The 20,619-nt window shown below is 45.4% G+C and carries 17 protein-coding genes; 12 read left to right on the forward strand and 5 right to left on the reverse strand.

Annotated elements, in window-relative coordinates; all coding sequences use genetic code 11:
• Positions 1 to 112 precede the first annotated feature (112 nt).
• The 9 genes from AB5026_RS13540 to rlmD all read left to right on the forward strand — a co-directional run bounded on the left by AB5026_RS13540 (position 113) and on the right by rlmD (position 12,149).
• Complete coding sequence (locus AB5026_RS13540; protein WP_015524409.1) at positions 113 to 1,060, forward strand: substrate-binding domain-containing protein; 948 nt, start codon at positions 113 to 115, stop codon at positions 1,058 to 1,060.
• Positions 1,061 to 1,345: 285 nt separating this feature from the next.
• Positions 1,346 to 2,734, forward strand: coding sequence for a glycoside-pentoside-hexuronide (GPH):cation symporter (locus AB5026_RS13545; RefSeq protein ID WP_147603454.1), 1,389 nt, complete (start codon positions 1,346 to 1,348; stop codon positions 2,732 to 2,734).
• A gap of 134 nt (positions 2,735 to 2,868) precedes the next feature.
• The gene (locus AB5026_RS13550; RefSeq protein ID WP_092070451.1) at positions 2,869 to 4,608 is read left to right on the forward strand and encodes a sensor histidine kinase; all 1,740 of its coding nucleotides are present in this window, start codon (positions 2,869 to 2,871) and stop codon (positions 4,606 to 4,608) included.
• Positions 4,608 to 6,194, forward strand: a complete 1,587-nt coding sequence (locus AB5026_RS13555; protein ID WP_368213490.1) for a response regulator — start codon at positions 4,608 to 4,610, stop codon at positions 6,192 to 6,194. Before AB5026_RS13550 ends, AB5026_RS13555 begins: the two co-directional genes overlap by 1 nt.
• A 15-nt stretch (positions 6,195 to 6,209) precedes the next feature.
• Positions 6,210 to 7,253, forward strand: a complete 1,044-nt coding sequence (locus AB5026_RS13560) for a LacI family DNA-binding transcriptional regulator (RefSeq protein ID WP_302369764.1) — start codon at positions 6,210 to 6,212, stop codon at positions 7,251 to 7,253.
• A gap of 675 nt (positions 7,254 to 7,928) precedes the next feature.
• Positions 7,929 to 8,942, forward strand: a complete 1,014-nt coding sequence (iolG, locus tag AB5026_RS13565) for an inositol 2-dehydrogenase (RefSeq protein ID WP_015524414.1) — start codon at positions 7,929 to 7,931, stop codon at positions 8,940 to 8,942.
• A gap of 26 nt (positions 8,943 to 8,968) precedes the next feature.
• Positions 8,969 to 9,868: a myo-inosose-2 dehydratase gene (gene iolE / locus AB5026_RS13570; protein WP_118513334.1), complete on the forward strand. Its 900-nt coding sequence runs from the start codon at positions 8,969 to 8,971 to the stop codon at positions 9,866 to 9,868.
• Positions 9,869 to 10,028: 160 nt separating this feature from the next.
• Positions 10,029 to 10,874, forward strand: a complete 846-nt coding sequence (locus tag AB5026_RS13575; protein WP_278603325.1) for a class II fructose-bisphosphate aldolase — start codon at positions 10,029 to 10,031, stop codon at positions 10,872 to 10,874.
• 102 nt (positions 10,875 to 10,976) lie between these two features.
• A complete protein-coding gene (gene rlmD, locus AB5026_RS13580; RefSeq protein ID WP_059085471.1) occupies positions 10,977 to 12,149 on the forward strand; it encodes a 23S rRNA (uracil(1939)-C(5))-methyltransferase RlmD in 1,173 nt (390 codons plus the stop codon).
• Here rlmD and eutJ read toward each other — a convergent pair.
• Positions 12,146 to 12,970, reverse strand: coding sequence for an ethanolamine utilization protein EutJ (eutJ, locus tag AB5026_RS13585; protein WP_015524418.1), 825 nt, complete (start codon positions 12,968 to 12,970; stop codon positions 12,146 to 12,148). The two genes, rlmD and eutJ, sit on opposite strands and share 4 nt — an antisense overlap.
• A 59-nt stretch (positions 12,971 to 13,029) precedes the next feature.
• A complete protein-coding gene (locus AB5026_RS13590; protein WP_368213492.1) occupies positions 13,030 to 15,162 on the reverse strand; it encodes a glycogen-debranching protein in 2,133 nt (710 codons plus the stop codon).
• A 214-nt stretch (positions 15,163 to 15,376) separates the two neighbouring features.
• On the opposite strand from AB5026_RS13590, the gene AB5026_RS13595 reads away from it, so the two are divergent.
• Positions 15,377 to 16,558, forward strand: coding sequence for an ATP-binding protein (locus AB5026_RS13595; RefSeq protein ID WP_092070442.1), 1,182 nt, complete (start codon positions 15,377 to 15,379; stop codon positions 16,556 to 16,558).
• 20 nt (positions 16,559 to 16,578) lie between these two features.
• Here AB5026_RS13595 and AB5026_RS13600 read toward each other — a convergent pair whose 3' ends face one another.
• Positions 16,579 to 16,947: a hypothetical protein gene (locus tag AB5026_RS13600; protein WP_015524421.1), complete on the reverse strand. Its 369-nt coding sequence runs from the start codon at positions 16,945 to 16,947 to the stop codon at positions 16,579 to 16,581.
• A gap of 269 nt (positions 16,948 to 17,216) precedes the next feature.
• Between AB5026_RS13600 and pap the strand changes: the two genes are divergently transcribed.
• Complete coding sequence (pap, locus tag AB5026_RS13605) at positions 17,217 to 18,689, forward strand: polyphosphate:AMP phosphotransferase (protein WP_118752541.1); 1,473 nt, start codon at positions 17,217 to 17,219, stop codon at positions 18,687 to 18,689.
• Between the two features lie 64 nt (positions 18,690 to 18,753).
• Here pap and sigG read toward each other — a convergent pair whose 3' ends face one another.
• Entirely contained in the window at positions 18,754 to 19,533 is a 780-nt protein-coding gene (gene sigG, locus AB5026_RS13610) for an RNA polymerase sporulation sigma factor SigG (protein ID WP_015524423.1), read from the reverse strand.
• A 113-nt stretch (positions 19,534 to 19,646) separates the two neighbouring features.
• Positions 19,647 to 19,901: a YlmC/YmxH family sporulation protein gene (locus tag AB5026_RS13615; protein WP_015524424.1), complete on the reverse strand. Its 255-nt coding sequence runs from the start codon at positions 19,899 to 19,901 to the stop codon at positions 19,647 to 19,649.
• Positions 19,902 to 20,039: 138 nt separating this feature from the next.
• Between AB5026_RS13615 and nrdR the strand changes: the two genes are divergently transcribed.
• A complete protein-coding gene (nrdR, locus tag AB5026_RS13620) occupies positions 20,040 to 20,489 on the forward strand; it encodes a transcriptional regulator NrdR (RefSeq protein ID WP_021976805.1) in 450 nt (149 codons plus the stop codon).
• The last annotated feature ends 130 nt before the right edge of the window (positions 20,490 to 20,619 follow it).

The following is a 20,619-nucleotide window of genomic DNA, read 5'->3' on the forward strand; positions in this document are numbered from 1 at the left end:
ATGTAAACCCTGCATTGCCAGATAGGAAAAGACTCCGGACCGGAGAAAAAGGCTCCGGAGTCTTTTTTCCTGTGGCAAATATAGCTGCAAAAGAAAAGGAGGCATATTCTTCATGAGAAAAAAGTATATCTGTATTCTGGTGGCAGTCATAGGAGTTTGCAGCCTTTCCGGATGCGGGTCTTCTGCAAAGAAAACAGAAGAAGAGCAGGTAACGATCGGTGTTGTTACAAAATCTAAAAGCAGTGAATATTGGTTGTCTGTCTGCGACGGAATGAAAGATGCGGCAGAAAAATATCATGCAGATGTGGTGATTCTGTCCCCGGATTCCGAAACAGAAGAAGAGGTTCAGAAAAATATGATCCGGGATCTTCTGAAAACCGATATCCAGGCGATGGCAGTTTCTCCTATAGATTCCTATGAATGCGAAGATTATTTAAATTTCGCAAGAGAAAAGGGGATTTCTGTATATGCCTGTGATACTCCCATAGAGGATTCAGAAATTCCTTATATTGGAATTGACAATGAAAAACTAGGCTATGAGCTGGGCGAGCAGCTTGCAAAGGCTCTGGATCATAAAGGAAAGATTGGCGTGATCGCCGGTGATTTTAAGCAGGCTGGACACCGGATGCGTGTTGCCGGATTTGAAAAATATATGGAAAAAGAGCCTGGGATCACCATTGAAATGGTTCGGAACGGATACAGCAATATGCGGGTTTCCCAGAAGGATGTGGATGAGATCCTGGTGAAGTATCCGGATCTTAACGGAATCATGGCCACAAGTGCAGTGACGGCCCTGGGGCTTTCAGAGGCAACTGAAGGACGGGAGATTTCTATTGTTTCCGTAGATGCTCAGGAAGATGCCTTGAAAGCGGTTCAGGATGGGCGTATTGTGGCGCTTGGCGCGCAGTCCGGTTATCAGATCGGTTATGAAACCATCCGGTATATTGTGAAGGATCTGGAGGGAGAGGGAACAGGAGAAGATGAGATTCTGGATTCCCAGGTGCTTACCGAAGAAAATATTGATACATATATGAAGGATGACGGACATTCTCATCCCTGATACAAGCAGGTTTCCATCCGCTGCTTATTATTTTTTACAATCCGGCAGAGGCATTGACTGATTCGGTAAAAAGTCAGGCTGGTATCCAAAAATAAAACACAAAACATAAAAATAGGACAAAAGAAGGATGTAGAGATATCAGAAGCAGAAAAACTTTGGTACAGATTTAACAGTCAGGTAAAAATAATACCGAAAAAACTAAAATTTCTCATACTATGATAATCCCGTATTTTCGATAAAATAGAATCATCAAAAGGAAAGCGAAAATAAAAAAAACGAAAAGAAATGAAAGGGCGGGATAATAAGATGGAGAAGAAAAAACTTTCGGTATCAACAGGGCTGTGTTATGCTGGAGGAGATGTAGGATGTAATATCGTGTTCGGAATGATCGGAACACTGCTGACGCTGTTTTACACAGATTATGTAGGGATAAGCGCAGCAACAGTAGGACTGGTAATGTTACTTTCCAGATGCTTTGATGGATTTTCCGATTTGGTCATGGGTGTCATTGTAGAGAGGACCAATTCCAAATGGGGAAAATCAAGACCCTGGCTTCTGTGGATGAGCATTCCGTTTGCGCTGTCAGCAGTACTGCTTTTCACAGTGCCGCGTACAACAGGGATGCTTCAGTTTCTGTATCTCTTTGTAACCTATAACTTCTGTACGACCATATGCTATACAGCGATCAATCTTCCATATGGAAGCCTTTCTTCAATGATGATCCGCGAATCATCAGAGAGAGATAAACTCAGTGTATTGAGAATGGGACTGTCACCTATCGGAAAGATCGTTGCAGCAACCTGTACACTGCCGCTTGTAAAGCTTCTTGGAAATGATCAGGCTGCATGGATCAAGGTTATGAGTGTATGGGCAGTGCTTGCACTTGCACTTCTGCTTCTCTGCTTCTTCAAATGTGAGGAAAAGGTTCAGATCGAAGCAAGAAAGAAAGATGAGAAGCTTCCGATTCCGACAATGCTGAAGGCACTTTTTGCAAATCAGTATTTCTGGGCAGTAATGCTTCTGTGGACAGTACAGAGTGTATCCTTTACGATCACAGGAACCATTCTTCCGTACTACTGTAAATATATTTTCAACAATGATACATGGATGTACAGCGCACTGTTCCTTACAGAAACCCTGGTTCTGGTAGTGGGAATCTTCATCTGCTCACCGTTGATCAAGAAATTCGGAAAAAGAAATATCGCATTTGTCGGTGGATTTGTTGCACTTGGCGGCCAGATTCTGTTTTTCCTGAATCCATACAGCTTCGGCTTCATGGTTATGAGCTGTGTCACACGTGCCATCGGACTTGCTCCACTGAACGCAGTTGTATTCAGTATGGTTGGTGATGTAGTAGAGTTCGGACAGTGGAAAAACCATATCCGTCAGGAAAGTCTGATCTTTGCAGGCGGCTCCATCGGAACAAAAGTTGGCGCAGGTCTTGCCTCCGCAGTGATCACAGGTCTTTTAAGCAGTTCCGGATATGTAAGCTCATCTGCAGGAATAACTGCACAGCCGGAAACAGCACTGGAGATGATCGTTTCTCTTTATAAATTTGGACCGATCCTCATTGCAGCAGTGATCATTGTAACGCTTTTCGGATATAAGCTTGACAAAATGTATCCGGCGATCATGCAGGAGCTTACCGAGCGCGAGGCACACGGACAGTTATAAATATTTTATTGTAAAACATATATTCAACCGCAAACAGGAAATCAGGCAGGGGTAGGATACTCCTGCTGTTTCCTGCGTTTATGGGCATATAGCATAGAGAGGCATATATCCGCTTTACGGAAGGGAGGAGTTCTATGTTAAAAAGTATCCGGGCAAAGATATTACTGGCGATCCTGACAGTAACCATGTTTACTGCCTGTTCTCTTACGGTGGTATTTTATTTTCGGGCAGCAGGGATGATCGAAGAAAATTATTCAGGTATCCTGTATGGACGGATGCAGCAGACTATAAAAGATCTGGACGAATCCCTGAAAGAGATTTATTATGTGAATACGAGAACTGCCTGGGATACAGATATACGGAATAATGCGAAGGACTACAGCTGTACAGGAAATGAAAACAGCCTGGAAAATATGGCCGGGCTTCTCCGGGAACACAGTCGGGAATATAAAGATATCAACTCCCTTTACTTTGTCTTTCCAGACAAAAAAATGGCTGTGACTTCTGAGGAATTTCCGGTAAACAAGCAGGGGATTTCAGGAGAACATATCGAGGAATTGGAAAAAATACAGGAACTGGATTCCTTTCCGGTTCTTGTGGAATCTCCGATCCATGAAGGCGGCAGCTTTCTTTCTGTGATCCAGAAGGTAGAGGATGATAACGGAGAGATTCTGGGGTATGTTGTCGCAGACATCAGGGAACGGGCAATTTATTACGAATATCTGGAAGCTGTCAATGATGAAAAGATCACCAGAATAGTTCTGGTAGACAGAAATGATGAAATCGTGACATCCGGAGACTACAGTGACATTGGAAAAACATTTCCGGAGATTACAGACCAGAATGTTCCAAAAATGGAAGGCTATGCAGAAAAAAACGGTGTGATCTCTTTTTTCAGCAGAGGTAGCTTTTCAGACTGCGGCTTATATCTGGAGGTACCGAAAAAAGAAGTTTTAAGCGGACTTTCCCGGATGCGGCTCTTTCTGATCGGAATATTTGGTGCAGTTTTTGTGGCAGCTGTGCTGCTGGCACTGTGGCTCTCCAGAGTAGTCTGCGGACCGCTCAGATCCATGACTGGCACGGTTGAGAAGGTTGGTGAGGGAGATTTGAGCCTCCGTACAGAAGTGACTACTGCTGATGAAATCGGAACCCTCGGAAAAGAATTCAACCACATGCTGGATTATATCGAAGCTCTGATCGCCCAGGTGATCGAAGAGGAACAGCAGAAAAAAGATGCAGAGCTGGAAGCACTGCAGTATCAGATCACACCGCATTTTATGTATAATACATTGAACTCCATCAAATTTGCGGCATTTCTGAAAGGGGAAAAAGAGCTGGCGGGGCTTATTGGAGATTTCGTGGAGCTTCTGCAGGCCAGTATCAACAAAAAGGGAAGCTTCCTTTCTGTTGCCGATGAGATCCATATACTGAAAAATTATATCCATCTGCAGGATTTTCGCTATCAGGGAAGCTTTCAGGTGAAATATGAGATCTCTGAGGAAGCATACCGGTGCTATATTCCAAGACTGATCCTTCAGCCGCTTGTGGAGAATGCTCTTCTTCACGGGATCGACATCAAACGACAAACAGGAAAAATCTGGATCAGCGGAAACGTAAGTGAAGGAAAGCTGATCCTCATAGTAAAGGATAACGGCAGAGGAATGACAAAAGAGCAGATCCGAGATCTTTTTAACAGTCATGCAAAAAAAACAAACGGACTTTCCGCAGTGGGGATTCCAAATGTAAAAGAACGCCTGGAGCTTTATTACGGGACACAGGGAGGAATGGAATACGTAAGCAGTGGAAACGGTACGGAGGTCACGGTATTTCTGCCTGCGATCTATGATATGCCTGAAGAAGGGAGAAAAAATTAATGTACAGAACACTGGTGGCAGATGATGATTTTCTTGTAAGGAGCTATCTCAAAACCCTGGATTCCTGGGAAAAAGCAGGATATGAGATCGTGGATGATGCAGAAGACGGGGAGGAAGCTTATGGATTCCTTCAGAAAGAAAAAATCGATGTTCTTGTGACGGATCTTACCATGCCTGTGATGGATGGAATTGAGCTGATCAGAAAGATCCGTGAGGAAAACAGGGATATCTATATTATCGTGCTCAGCTGTCATGATGATTTTGAATATGTAAAAGAGGCCATGCGCCTTGGGGCGGATGAATATGTATTAAAGAACAGTCTGGACGAGGATAGTCTTTATGATACTCTGGAAAAATCAGCCCGGCTGATCGAGAAGCGCAGAGAAAAAAGTCAGGAACAGGCACGGACGAGAAAGCTGATCCATCTGGGAAGTCACGCTCTGAAGTATTATTTTTTTAACGGACTGATCTCGGGGATGCTGAAAAATCAGGCACGTGAGGAAAAGCGTGTGGAAGCCGGAATCGCCGGGAAATATTTTAACAGTGCTGTGATCTGTATGTTTATGGAGAACTGGGCAGAGAGGGAAAGACAATGGACGCCGCTGGAAGTGGAACAGTATTCCCATCATTTCCGTCACAGACTGCTGGAACGTACGGAGGAGCTTCTTGGGACAGAAAGTGAATTTACGGAAGTGGTCTATCTTGGCGCAGGGATTTTTTGCTGTTTTCTTGATCTTTCCGGAGACTGCAGGACATCGGCTATGCAGCAGAGACTGACTGAGGCAGCAGCGATCTGCTACCGGCACTGTCAGGAGGATCTTTGTGATTTTGGTATCAGTGTCAGCAGTGTCTGCATGGGAGAGGATGGGATCCGCCAGGCTTATCAGCAGGCCAGAGAAATGATGAAGCTGCATTTTTATGAGAAAAAAGAGATCCTTTATTTTGAAGGACGGAAGAAAGCGGACAGTGTTTTACCGGAAAGTGCTGAGAAGCTGGAAGGGCAGATTTCCAGGCTGAAGGCAGGGAAAGACCGAAAGAAAGCGGAGGAGCTTTGGACACAGGTTCTCGCTGACTGTCAGGATCGTTATACCGACGGAAGACTTCTGGTACAGTGGCTTAAGAAATTGAATCAGACAGCCGGAATTGAGAAAGAGCCCATCTGGTATGGAGATATTGAAAGCTTTGAGAAATTCAGGGAAAAGGGCAGTGCCTGTATTTCACAGCTTTTTGTGGGGGAAGAGGATGCTGTTCCGGAGGGGATCTCTGCTGCTGTGAAAAAAGCTCTGGAGTTTATCCGGGAACATTATGAAGCGCCGATCAGCCTTCAGGATGTAGCAGATGCGGCGGAGGTGAATCCTGCTTATCTCAGTTATCTTTTCAAACAGGAGATGAAGATCGGTTTTTCCAATTATGTGCAGGAGCTTCGGATCGACTGTGCAAAGAAGCTTCTTTCAGAGACGAACTGTAAAGTGAAGGATGTGGCATTGCGTTCCGGTTTTGGAGATTATCATTATTTTTCCAAGACATTTAAGAAGTTTACGGGCTTAAGTCCTGCGGAATACAGAAAAGAATCCGGATTATCATAGAAAGAGGTGCTTAGTATGGGAGTTACTATAAGGCAGATCGCGGAAGCTGCCGGTGTTTCCAGAGGTACTGTTGACAGAGCGTTAAATAACAGGGGCAGGATCCGTCCGGAGGTTGCTGAGAGGATCCGTGCCATCGCTGATGAGATGGGGTATAAGCCGAATCAACTGGGCCGTGCTCTATCCATGAGCAGAAATAATATTAAGATCGGCGTGATCCTGCAGGGTGCGGAAACACCTTTTATGAAAGAAGTTCTGAAGGGAATCCAGGAGGCGTGCGCTGAGGTGGATAATCTTGGTGGTACAGTCCTGGTCCATAAGATCGAGCATCAGAATGCGGAGGATGTTATTCTCGCTATGGAGAAGATGCGGATGGAAGAGGTTAGTGGTATTGCCATGGTTCCTTTGGATGAGGAACGTGTGAAAAGGGAAATTGACCGGTTTGTGGAGGAATTTCGGATCCCGGTGGTGACGTTTACTTCGGATGTGGAGGATACGAAACGACTTTGCTTTGTAGGGCAGAACGGTGTGCAGTGTGGCCGTGCGGCTGCGGGGCTTATGGGGGAGCTGATCGGTGGAAAAGGAAAGGTTGCTGTGATTTCCGGCTATAGTACCAATACTTCTCTGAGCAGCAGGGTGGTTGGATTCCGTGAGGAAATTGCGCGGAAGTATCCTGGGATTGAGATCATTGGGCCGGAGTATTGCTTTGAGGAGAATGGCAGGGCCAGGGAGATTACGGAAGGGATATTTAAGGATGTTCCGGATCTTGACGGGATATATCTTACTTCTCATGGGGAGGAGGGGGTGTGTGAGGCAATTGCCGGAGCGGGGAAAGCTGGTCAGGTGAAGATGGTTGCCAATGATTTTATGGGGCGGAATTATGAGCTGATGAGGGAAGGATTTATTCATTTCCTGATCGGGCAGGATGCCAGGATACAGGGGTATGAGCCGGTGATGATTTTGTTCCGGCTGCTGTTTAATGGGGAAGCGCCGGAGAGGGCGAAGATTTTTACGGAAATATATATAAGGAATGAGTATACGATTCCGGAGGGGAGACACTGAAGTGGGGTGTCTCCTTTTTTTGTGCGGAGGGACGCCGCGGAAGGGGATGCTGTCTGGTCTGCGGCTTCGTCGGGGGCTGGCTTCTAGGACGCCGGAAATCTGCTAAAAGCGTTTTTCAAAAGTCCGAACTCGCGGCCTGCTGCCGCTCAGACAGCGGACTTTTGAAAAACAACGCAGATTCCCGCCGTCCAAGAATCAGCTCCCCTCCTGCAGAAGCAGAGCCAGACAGCATCCCCTTCCGCGGCTGGTGCTTCCAGCGAGAAAAAATGTCGTTTGACGATAGGTTGTGGGTCGTCAGCGCTGCGCTGGACGACTGCAAGGGCTGAGTTTGCGCCTGTTTGCAGGGAGAGTTTGGGCATCGGCGCTGCGCTGGATGCTTGAAGGGATGTAAGCTGTGATGCTGTGCAGGATGCTTGAAGGGGGTGGTGTGTGGGATGATTAGGGTGATTGTATGGGAATGTGTTGGAGATATTTTCGGTGAAGTTGACCTAAAAATATTACATATTGTGGCTAAAAATAGTTCTCGTCATTTTTAATAGAAAAAAGATGGTAATATTGTACAATATTAGGGGTTGCGATTTGTGTGTTGCGATGATATTATATTAAGCATAAAGAGCGTGTTCGGACACGCAAAGAGATTACATTGGGAAAATAAATCAAAAGGAGATCAAAACTATGATTAAAGTTGGTATTATCGGAGCAGGTAGAATTGGTAGAGTTCATATTACTAGTATTACAACAAGGGTGCCGGATGCGGTGATCAAGACGGTTGCAGATCCTTTCTTAAATGATGAGACTGCTGCATGGGCTAAGAGCATGGGTGTTGAGCACACGACTAAGGATTATAAGGAGATCATCAACGACCCTGAGATTTCCGCAGTTCTGATCTGTTCTTCTACAGATACTCATTCTCCGATTTCTGTAGAGGCTATCAAGGCTGGCAAGCATGTTTTCTGTGAGAAACCGATCGATCATGACATTGCCAAGATCAAAGAGGTTATCGATGCTCTTGAAGGCACAAATCTGAAATATCAGGTTGGTTTTAACAGAAGATTTGACCATAACTTTGAGTCTCTTCAGCAGGCTGTTGCAGCTGGTAAGGTTGGTAAACCGGAGATCATCAAGATCACTTCCCGCGATCCTGAGCCGCCTAGCATTGATTATGTTAAGGTTTCCGGTGGCATGTTCTTGGATATGACAATTCATGATTTCGATATGGTTCGTTATCTTGCAGGCTGCGATGCTACAGAGGTTTATGTTCAGAGCGCAAATCTGGTTGATCCGGCTATTGGTGAGGCTGGGGATGTTGATACAGCTGTTATCACTCTTCAGATGGAGAATGGTGCTATTGCTGTTATCGATAACTGCAGAAGAGCTTCCTATGGCTATGATCAGAGAGCCGAGGTTTTCGGTTCTGATGGTATGGCTGCTATTTCCAATGACAGCCAGTCTTCCACAGTGATCAGCAATGCTGAGGGTGTTACAGGTGAGAAGCCGATGTTCTTCTTCCTTGAGAGATACATGGACGCTTATGGTAAAGAGGTTGCAGCATTTATTGATGCGATCGTTAATGACAAAGAGACACCTCTTAATGTTTATGATGGTCTGAAGCCGGTATTAATGGGTCTTGCAGCTAAGAAATCCAGCGAGGAGCACAGACCGGTTAAGATTTCTGAGATTATGGAATAATTCAAATAAAAAAGGAGAATTGACCAATGTTTGATAAGAATAAAGTAAAGCTTGGTATTGCACCAATTGCATGGACAAATGATGATATGCCGGATCTTGGCAAAGAGAATACTTTTGAGCAGTGCGTCAGTGAGATGGCTCTTGCCGGTTTCACAGGCTCCGAGGTGGGTAACAAGTATCCGAAGGATCCTGAGGTTCTTAAGAAGGCTCTTGAGCTTCGTGGTGTTGAGATCTGTAACCAGTGGTTCTCAAGCTTCCTGATCACCAAACCGTTTGAGGAGGTTGAGAAGGAGTTCCGTGCACAGCTTACTTTCCTGAAAGCTATGGGTGCGAAAGTGATCGGCGCATCTGAGCAGAGCCACAGTGTTCAGGGCCAGATGGATACTCCGGTTTTCGGACATAAATATGAGATGAATGACGAAGAGTGGGATACCTTCTGCACAGGCATGAACAAGCTTGGTAAGATTGCAAAAGAGGAGTATGGTATTGCTCTTACTTTCCATCATCATATGGGTACTGTTGTACAGAGCCTTGCTGAGGTTGACCGTATGATGGAGAATACAGATCCTGAATATGTAAGTCTTCTTTTTGATACCGGTCACTTTACATACTGTGGAGAGGATCCTCTTGAGGTTGTAAAGAAATATGTTCACAGGATCAAACATGTTCATCTGAAGGATATCCGTCCGGAAGTTGTTGAGCAGGTTAAGAAAGAAAACATGAGCTTCCTTGCAGGCGTAAGAGCCGGTGCCTTCACGATTCCGGGAGATGGATGCATCAACTATGATCCGATCTTCAAGGTTCTCGAGGATGCAGGCTACGAGGGATATATGGTTGTTGAGGCTGAGCAGGATCCGGCTAAGGCTAATCCACTTGAGTATGCGATCCGTGCAAGAAAATTCATTGCTGAGAAGACAGGCTTATAATTACGACAGGGAAATAGGTGCATGCTGATGTACAGTTAAGCGGAATAAAGATGTCCGCTTTGCATAGAAAAAGCGGTATCAGCCAGTAGTGCTTTGACACCGCTTTTTTCTGTAAGAAGATGCAAACAGTGTACGATAAACGGGACAGGAGGGCCGAATCATGGCACTTGTGAAAATGAAAGATCTGCTGAGACGTGCCGAAGAGAAAAATATTGGCTGCGGTGCTTTCAGTGTTGGTAATATGGAAATGGTAAGAGGTGCGATCCGTGCAGCAGAAGAACTGGATACTCCGATCATCCTTCAGATCGCGGAGGTGCGTTTGAAAAATTCTCCGCTTCACCTGATGGGACCGATGATGGTACAGGCTGCAAAGGAGGCTAAGGTGGATGTGGCTGTCCATCTGGATCATGGTCTTACTTTTGAGACGGTTGACAAGGCTCTGGAGCTTGGCTTTACATCGGTTATGCTGGATGCTTCTACGCTTCCTTTTGAGGAAAACATCGCCAGAGTAAAGGCCGTTGTGGAGAAAGCACGTAAATACGGCGCTACAGTTGAGGCTGAGCTGGGACTTGTGGGCGGAAGTGAGGATGGAAGTTGTGACCACGGTATCCGCTGCACAGATCCGGATGATGCGGTCGTTTACGCAAGAGAGACAGGTATTGATGCGCTTGCAGTTGCCATCGGGAATGCCCATGGTAATTATCCGGTAGCGCCGACGCTTGCTTTTGATGTATTGGAGAAGATCCATGAGAAAGTGGATATTCCGCTGGTTCTTCATGGCGGCAGTGGCATCACTGATAAAGATTTCCAGAAGGCGATCTCTCTTGGCATCCGTAAGGTGAATATTGCCACAGCAAGCTTTAACAGCCTGACAGCTCATGTGGAGAAATATATGGAATCAACAGACAAGCATAATTTCTTTGACCTCAATGAGGCTATGGTCCAGGGTACTTACGAGAATGTGAAGAGACATATTCTTGTATTTAATGAGCCATATCAGGAGTAGGCCAAGGATTTTCTTGTAAAAAAAGAAAAGGTCTGATAAGATGTTCTCAGTGAAAATAACTGGGAACATCTTTTTTGTGCCCATAAAAGAGGAGAGATAAAAATGGAACAGAAAGAGACTGTCTGTTCAGTTGCGAAGAAATGCGGCGGTTGCCGTTATCAGGGTGTATCCTATCAGGAGCAGCTTCGCAGGAAACAGAGAATTACAGAAGGCCTTCTGAAAAAATTCGGAAAAGTAGAGCCGATCATTGGAATGGAAGATCCTTATTATTACAGAAACAAAGTTCATGCAGCTTTTGGCCGTGACCGGAAGGGAAACGTAATTTCCGGGATTTATGAGGAGAAGAGTCATAGGATCGTTTCCGTAGATGACTGTATGATCGAAGATAAAAAAAGTCAGGAGATCATCCGTACCATACGTGGTATGCTGAAATCCTTTAAGATCAAGACCTATGATGAGGATACAGGATATGGACTTCTCCGCCATGTGCTTGTGCGGAGAGGCTTTTCCACAGGAGAGATTATGGTGGTATTAGTTACGGTTTCTCCAATATTTCCATCTAAGAATAACTTTGTAAAAGCTCTCCGTAAAGAGCATCCGGAGATCACTACGGTGGTTCTCAATGTCAATGACAGACAGACAAGCATGGTACTTGGAGACCGCAATATCGTACTTTACGGACCGGGATTCATCAAAGATCGACTTATGGGACTGACCTTCCGTATTTCTCCATCTTCTTTTTATCAGGTAAATCCTGTGCAGACAGAAGTACTTTACGGAAAGGCTATGGAGTTTGCGGCAATGACAGGAAAAGAGAGGGTGATCGATGCTTACTGCGGCACAGGTACTATCGGGATCATCGCTTCCGGGAATGCCAGGGATGTCATTGGTGTAGAACTGAACCGTGATGCTATCCGTGATGCCAGAATGAATGCCAGGGAAAACAAGATCCGTAATGTTCGTTTTGTTCCGGGAGATGCAGGATGGTTTATGGAAGGAATGGCAGCAGAGGGAGAGAAGGTGGAGGTTGTTCTCATGGATCCGCCACGTTCCGGAAGTGACCGTAAATTCCTTCACTCCCTTTTGACTCTTTCACCGGAAAAAATTGTTTATGTATCCTGCAACCCGGAAACCCTGGCAAGAGATCTTGCCTGCCTTACTAAGAGAGATTACCTGGTAAAGAAGATGCAGCCGGTTGATATGTTCCCACTCACCGATTCAGTGGAGGTTGTTTGCCTTCTGGAGAATCGTAGGACCAGACCGGGAAGAGCTTAGATTTTTGGCAGCTCACAGTGATATGCGATGCCAAGGGGCGTAACAAGAAGCGGATGGACCGGACGGTATACCGGAAGCTTCAGCCTCTTTTCAAAAACGGTAGTAAATTCCTTAAACATGGAAGAACCGCCAACTACATAAACAGCCGGAACCTGATAGCCCTTTAGAAATTTCTCGGTGATCACAGCCATTTTTTCTACAGTGGCCTTGATCACAGGGAAAATTTCGTCTTCTTTTTCCGGAGTAGTTTTCAATACTTCGGCTTCCTCATAAGGAATCTTATAGTGACCGGCGACTGTCATGGTCATATGGCTGCCGCCAGTAGCCTCATCATCGGTGTAGATAACTTTTCCGTCTTTCAGGATGCTGATACCGGTTGTGCCGCCACCCACATCCACAACAGCACCGTCTGTGATCTTAAGGACAGCAGCTGCGGCAGTAGGCTCGTCCACGATATTTGTAACCTCGAAACCGGCACCCTCCAGAACATAGCCGATGCTTTTGACACTGCCTTCAGAAACTCCCGGAGGGATGGCAGCAGCACCGTAAGTAAGTTCTGTGCCAAGCCTTTCCTCCAGCTCATTTTTAAGCTTTGTCACAAGCTGGACAGATTCATAGTAATTGACGATCACTCCATCCTGGATCGCATGGGATGGTGCGGAAATTCCGGCTATGGGACGGTTATTCCGGTCGACAACGGCAAGAACGGTATTGGCAGTACCAAGGTCGATGCCTGTCTTCAGACGACCGCGGAATTTTTTACATTCACCTGTTTCTACAAGTTCTGCAAAATTGGACAAAGTTCTGTTTTTTAATTCCATTCAAAATACTCCATTTCTTTCAGACAGGGACAAAAAGAATTTTGCCCCTGATATAAATTCTAATAATTGCGGCCGGTAAAGATGGCAACGGATCTGGGCCGCATGCAGAAATCGTGTTCAATGCGTGGCTCCTGGCCTTTTTCGTAGAAATAACGGCCATTTCCGTCACCGAACGTGTTGACACAGAGATACCATGCACCGGGACGGGCAAGCTCCGGAAGTGTGACCGTTACGTCCTCCCAGTATGCGTTGATCACAATGTAGATCAGGTCATCAGTGCCTTTGCTCTTATCATAGCCTGCAAAGCTTACAGCGAAGGTGTGGGCATCTCTTGGAATGGTCACATCCCTTGCGTCAATGTTATGAGTGTGGATATTTTCCATACCGCATACTGCGTTGGGAAGCTTCCGGGAGATAACAGGGTGGTCTTTACGGAACCGGATCATAAATTTGAAAAATTCAAAAAGATCGTGATTTTTCTCCAGAAGCTTCCAGTTGATCCATGAGGTTTCGTTATCCTGACAGTAGGTATTGTTATTTCCGTGTTTTGTGTTTCCGAATTCATCACCTGCAAGGAACATCGGGGTTCCGCGGCTGGACATCAGTACAGCACAGGCATTTCGTATCATGCGGAAGCGGAGGGAAAGCACTTCGGGGTTGGTGGAATCGCCCTCTTCTCCACAGTTCCAGCTGCGGTTATCGTTGGAACCGTCGGTGTTATTCCAGCCGTTTGCTTCGTTGTGTTTTTCATTGTAGGAATAAAGATCATACATGGTGAAGCCATCGTGGCAGGTAAGGAAATTGACACAGGAATTGTATCCTGCATAATTGTCATTATGATCAGAATAAAAGCCTCCGTACAGATCACCGGAACCGGAAATACTCCATGCAGCGTCCCAGGCATTCCAGAAATCTCCCTTCAGGAAGGAACGGAGGCAGTCACGGTAACGGCCATTCCATTCAGCCCATCTGCGGCTGGCAGGGAAAGAACCAACCTGATACAGCCCGCCGGCATCCCAGGCTTCTGCGATCAGTTTGACATTTCTAAGGACCGGATCGTAAGCGAGAAGCTCCAGAAGGGGCGGATTGTTAAGTGGAGAACCGTCCTCATGGCGTCCGAGAATGCTGGCAAGATCGAAGCGGAAGCCGTCCACACGGTAGTTGATGGTCCAGTAACGTAAGCATTCAAGGATCATCTGACGTACAATGGGATGGTTACAGTTCAGAGTATTTCCACATCCGCTAAAATTGTAGTAATTTCCCTCTGGGGTCAGCATATAATAAACCTTATTGTCAAAGCCCTTAAAGCAGAAGGTTTTTCCCAGCTCGTTTCCTTCGGCGGTATGATTGAATACAACATCAAGAATTACTTCGATGCCATTTTCGTGGAGCTCACGGATCAGCTCTTTCAGCTCAGTTCCCTCACAGTTATGCTCCGACTTGGAAGCATAGCTGGTGTTTGGAGAAAAGAAGTTGACAGAATTGTATCCCCAGTATTCCAGAAGCCGTTTGCCATTTACAGTACGGGCATTCATATTCTCGTCGAACTCGAAGATCGGCATCAGCTCTACGGCGTTGATCCCCAGTTCCTTGAGATAAGGGATCTTTTCACGAAGACCGGCAAAGGTTCCCGGGTGCATAACACCGGAAGAAGAATCCTGTGTAAAGCCGCGGACGTGAAGCTCATAGATGATCAGGTCACTGATCTTACGGGTGGACTGCGGCATGTCTTCCCAGTCAAAGGAATCACGTACCACACGGGCATGATAGCTTCCGATCTTTTGCTGGCCCCATTCACGCTGACCGGCAACGGCTTTGGCATAAGGATCAAGAAGAACCTTTGTCTTATCGAAGATGTGACCCTTTTCCGGTTCGTAAGGACCGTCAATGTGGTAGCCGTACTCCAGATCTTCGATGTCCAGTCCCATGACGATCATGGAGTAGACATCACCGATACGACAGGCATTGGGAAAAGGAAGGACTGCGAAGGGTTCCTCTTCTCCGGAGTGGAAAAGAAGAAGCTCGCAGGATGTACCGTGGCGGGTATGTGCGGTAAAGTTGACTCCGTTGGAAAGAGGAGTAGCGCCATTTAATTCAAAAAACCCGGGACGTACAGGAAATCCCGCAATAATATCTGTGGGCCGGGATGTCAGTGTATTCTCAGAGAGCATAGTCTGATTCTGTGTTTTCATTTCCGGTATCCTCCTTGGTGAAAATTTTTTTACAAACAAAAATATTATAACTGATTTTCAGAAAAAAGTACAGGCTGGGTTGTTGAGAACAAAGTGAACAGCAGCATTCCAATAACGCGGGAACCTTCGGGAAAATCTTCTTGAGGTTTTTGACGGGAAGGCTTACAATATGAACCAGAAACTTTGAAAATGTAAGGAAAGGAATAATAGCAGTATGAATGAAGAAACACTGGAGATTTCTTTTGACCAGATAGAGAAAGAACGGGGGAAATATCTTCTGATAGATACCCGTGATAAAGTAACTGTAGAATATGGAATGATCCCGGGAGCAATCTCTGTTCCGGAACAGGAACTGGAAGAGCGGGCAGAAGAACTGAGGGGGGATAAGATACCGGTCCTTTACTGTACAAGAGGGCTTTTCAGCCAGGAGGGTGCAGAGATGCTCCGGGAAAAAGGAATTCCCGCACTGAGCCTGAAAGGTGGATATACAGGATGGCTTTTTCAGCAGATGCAGAAAGAATCCGGTAAAGAGAACAGTGAAGAAGAGGAAAATGATGCAATGGAACAGCGGCGGAAGGATATCGAGCTGAGTATCCGCAAAAAGTTCCATAAGCAGCTGTTTTCCAGATTTGCCAGGGGAATCAACGATTATGAGCTGGTGAAGCCGGGAGATAAGATAGCAGTCTGTATTTCCGGTGGTAAGGATTCCATGCTGATGGCCAAACTGTTCCAGGAACTGAAGCGTCATAACAAGTTTCCCTTTGAACTGGTGTTTCTTGTGATGGATCCGGGATATAATGAGGCAAACCGTGCGGTGATCGAGCACAATGCCAGGCTTCTCGGGATTCCGATCACAGTGTTTGAGACTGAGATCTTCGATGCGGTTTATAATATAGAAAAATCCCCATGCTATCTCTGTGCCCGTATGAGAAGGGGCTATCTTTACAGCAAGGCAAAGGAGCTTGGCTGCAACAAGATCGCTCTTGGACATCACTATGATGATGTGATCGAGACGATCCTGATGGGAATGCTTTACGGAGCGCAGGTACAGACTATGATGCCGAAGCTCCATAGTACAAATTTTGAGGGAATGCAGCTGATCCGTCCTATGTATCTGATCCGGGAGGCAGATATCAAACACTGGAGAGATTATAATGACCTTCATTTTATCCAGTGTGCATGTAAATTTACCGATACCTGTACTACCTGCCGTACAGATGGTACCAGTGTTTCCAAGAGAATGGAGATCAAGAATCTGATCGCAGAACTTAAGAAGGTAAATCCACATGTAGAAAGTAATATTTTCCGAAGTGTGGAAAATGTTAATCTTCATACAGTTATCGCATACAAAAAAGATGGAGTGAAACATTCTTTTCTGGAAGGGTATGAGGACTGACAGATATAAATAAAAGCTGCTCAGGCGTTAGCCCGGGCAGCTTTTACTTTTTCCCGCTGTTTGGTAAGATCATAATATTCATCAGAGATGATCCCGCGACTGGAAAGTGCTTCGTAGGTTTTCTGCTGTGCGGGGGTCATCTTCATTCCGATCGTGGAATTGACATCGGTCAGTACGCAGCTTGTTTTTTCTACCAGCCAGAAAAGTGCGGAATCATCATCGGGGATCATTTTCCAGATTTCGTTTTCTGTATATGGAAGAAGGGACATGAGAGTTTTTAAGTGTCCATCCTGGATCAGACGGTAATCCCCGTCCGGCATGATGATGCCATCGCCATAGAGTTCTTTTTTCTGTTCCATTTTCTGCAGAAGTTTTTCTGTGAGTTTCATGATCGGCTCCTTGATCTTTATTATTTCAACAGTTTTCAGGCACTGCTTTTTTATGAAGTTAAAAAAATAACAATCAGCGTCTATTGTATGAAGCGGCGACAAAAATGTCAAGAGGTTAAAAAGATTTTCGATGCTTATGAATGATTTTTGTTGTGCAATTTGTTTGCTTTTGTGAGGCTAAAGGTTAAAATTATGTAAAAATTATCGTAAAATAAGATCTTCTGTGGTATAATATGAATATTCAAAAAATTCAAGGAAGGACGATGCAGATGTTGAAAAACTGGAACCCGGAACAGATTCCGGAAAAAGAGGATATCAAAGTGCGTTTAAGCGCTGCAAGAACCAGATTATATGAATTGCAGATGGCTCTGAAAGAGCATAAGATTCCGGTGATCGTGCTGTTTGAAGGCTGGGGAGCTTCCGGAAAAGGAAGTACCATAAGTAAGGTGATCAAGAATATCGATCCTCGTTTCTTCAAAGTTGCGACTATGTCAGCACCTACAGAGGAAGACCTTCGGAAACCATTTCTTTACCGATATTTCAGGGAAATCCCGGAAGCGGGCAAGTTTACATTCCTGGATTCAGGATGGATGGATCAGACCTGTCGTGAACGTATGGATAAAAAGCTGAAGGGTGACAATTATTCAAAACGGATTGACAGTATCCGGAGATTTGAACGTCAGCTGACGGATAATGGATATGTACTCCTGAAATTTTTTATGCAGATCGACCGGAAAGAACAGGAAAAACGTATGGGCATCCTTCTGGAAAGCAAGGATACCAGATGGAGAGTCAATGAATATGATCTCTGGCAGAATGATCATTATAAGAAGTGCAGAAAGATTTTCGACCAGTATATGCAGGATACCAATACATCTGCGGCTCCATGGTATATTGTCGATGCCGGTGACCGGAAGTGGGCAGAACTGCAGGTACTGGAAACCATGATCAGCAATATAGAGGTTGCCATGGAAAACAGCAAACATGCAGTGCCGATCCTGCAGAATGTTTTTCCTCTGGTGGAGATGCCCAGATTAAGCGAGATTCCTCTGGATGGAAAAGAAGTGGGGGATGAAGAGTACAAGGCAGAGCTTAAGGAACTGCAGGCAAAGCTTGGAAGTCTGCATAACCGTCTTTACCGAAAAAGAGTGCCTGTGATCATCACCTATGAAGGCTGGGATGCTGCCGGAAAGGGAGGAAATATCAAGAGGATCACGGAGGCTCTTGATCCCCGTGGATTTGAGGTACATCCTATCGCAAGTCCGGAGCCTCATGAAAAAGCCCGTCATTATCTGTGGCGTTTCTGGACAAGGCTTCCCAAGGATGGTCACATTGCCATCTTTGACCGGACGTGGTACGGAAGAGTGATGGTAGAACGTCTGGAGGGCTTCTGCAGCGAGAATGACTGGAGACGTGCCTACAATGAGATCAATGAATTTGAGAAGGAGCTTTCTGACTGGGGCGCTGTGATCGTGAAATTCTGGGTCCACATTGATAAGGACACCCAGCTTGCCAGGTTCAACGACCGCCAGAGCAATCCGGAAAAACAGTGGAAGATCACGGATGAGGACTGGAGAAACCGTGAAAAATGGGATCAGTATGAAACAGCAGTAGATGAGATGCTTCAGAAAACCAGCACTGCTTATGCACCATGGCACATTCTGGAATCCGTAGATAAGAAATATGCAAGGCTGAAGGCGCTTCGGATCGTGATCGAAGAAATTGAGAAAGCGCTGAAATAAGAGATAAAAGCTGCGGCAGGATAACAGATATTCTGCTGCAGCTTTTTGTCTGAAGAGAGATGAATCAATTCCGGAGATAGTTTCGCATACTGCGAAGAGCATGTTTTTCCAGTCGGCTGACCTGAGCCTGGGAGATACCAATCTCATCAGCTACCTCCATTTGGGTTTTTCCCTCGTAGAAGCGGAGATCGATAATGTGACGTTCACGCTCTCCAAGCCGGTTCATGGCATCTCGAAGAGAAATATCCTCCACCCAGTTTTCTTCCAGGTTCTTTTTATCACTGATCTGATCCATAACATATAGGGTATCTCCGCCTTCGGAATACACGGGCTCAAAAAGGCTTACCGGGCTCTGGATCGCATCCATGGCATAGACGATCATTTCCTTGTCGATACCGATCTCATCAGCGATTTCTGCAATGGTAGGCTCTTTGAGATGCTGCCGCATATAGTTTTCCCGGGTATAGATGGTTTTGTAAGCGATATCCCGCAGAGAACGGCTGACCCGTATGCTGTTGTTATCACGGAGATATCTTCGGATCTCTCCGATGATCATGGGAACTGCATAGGTGGAAAATTTTACCTGAAGAGTGGTGTCGAAATTATCGATCGCTTTGATCAGGCCGATGCAGCCGATCTGAAAAAGGTCATCCGGATTTTCACTGCTGTTCTGAAAACGCCGGATCACGCTTAAAACAAGCCGCAGATTGCCTTTGATGTACAATTCCCTGGCTTCTTCATCGCCAGCTTTGATTCTTTTAAAGAGCTCCGCCTTTTCTTCCTGATCGAGAACGGGAAGGGTTGAGGTATTTACTCCGCAGATTTCAACTTTATTCAGTGCCATCTTAGAATCCTCCTTGTCTTGTCAGTACATTAAGATGATTCTCAGAGGGCGGTTGAAATATACTTTTTCAGGGAAAATATAAAAAATAAAGGGCCTTGACAATAAGGAGGTATTTATTCTCCGGACAGCAGTTTTTCATTACGGAAATCAACAAGGATGATATCTTCGCCGATCTGGCGGATGCAGTCCCATGGAATGGAATATTCATTTTCTTTGGAAAAACACCAGCAAAATTTTCCCGGTTCCGGCATGATCAGGGCTTTCAGACGTGCGGTTTCACAGCAGAATTCCACATCAAGAGGGCAGCCAAGACTGCGGCAGGTATGGATATTGATCACTTCTTTTTGTTTCAGCTCACAGATGCGCATAAATTCATCACCTGGTATGATTTTATGGAAAATCTGTAAAATTTATGCAAGTCCGATTATTGACACATTATGTGCATTTATTTTATAATAAAAACAAATTTAGTAATGATTTACTGATCCGGAAAGGGGGAGAGTTCTGTGAGATGTCCGTTCTGTAACCAGGATAATACAAGAGTTGTAGATTCCAGACCTGTAGAGGATACCAATTCCATCCGCCGCCGCCGTCTCTGTGATGCCTGCGGAAAGCGTTTTACAACTTATGAGAAGGTGGAAACGATTCCGCTGACTGTGATCAAGAAGGATCAGAACCGGGAAAGCTATAAACGTTCCAAGATCCAGGATGGTGTTCTTCGTGCTTGCTATAAGCGCCCCATTCCCATTGAGAGAGTGGAAGAGATGATCGATTCCATAGAAGGAGATATTTTCCGGTCAGAAGACCGTGAGATCAGCAGTACCAAGATCGGAGAGATCGTTATGGAGCATCTGAAGGATCTGGATGCGGTGGCGTATGTACGATTTGCGTCTGTATACAGAGAGTTTAAAGATGTCAGTACCTTTATGGATGAGCTGAAGAAGCTGATCAATTAAGAGATTAAATGAATAGACTGCAAATGCAGGAGATTTCAGGCCGATTGTCAAAAGACAACCGGCCTTTTTTGAAACATGAATGTTCGATTTTTCAGAGATCGTAAAAGTGGATACAAAAAAACAGGAACCG

The organism is Blautia sp. RTP21359st1_E11_RTP21359_211015, assembly GCF_040910705.1.
In the GTDB taxonomy this organism is placed as follows: Bacteria; Bacillota; Clostridia; order Lachnospirales; family Lachnospiraceae; genus Blautia_A; species Blautia_A fusiformis.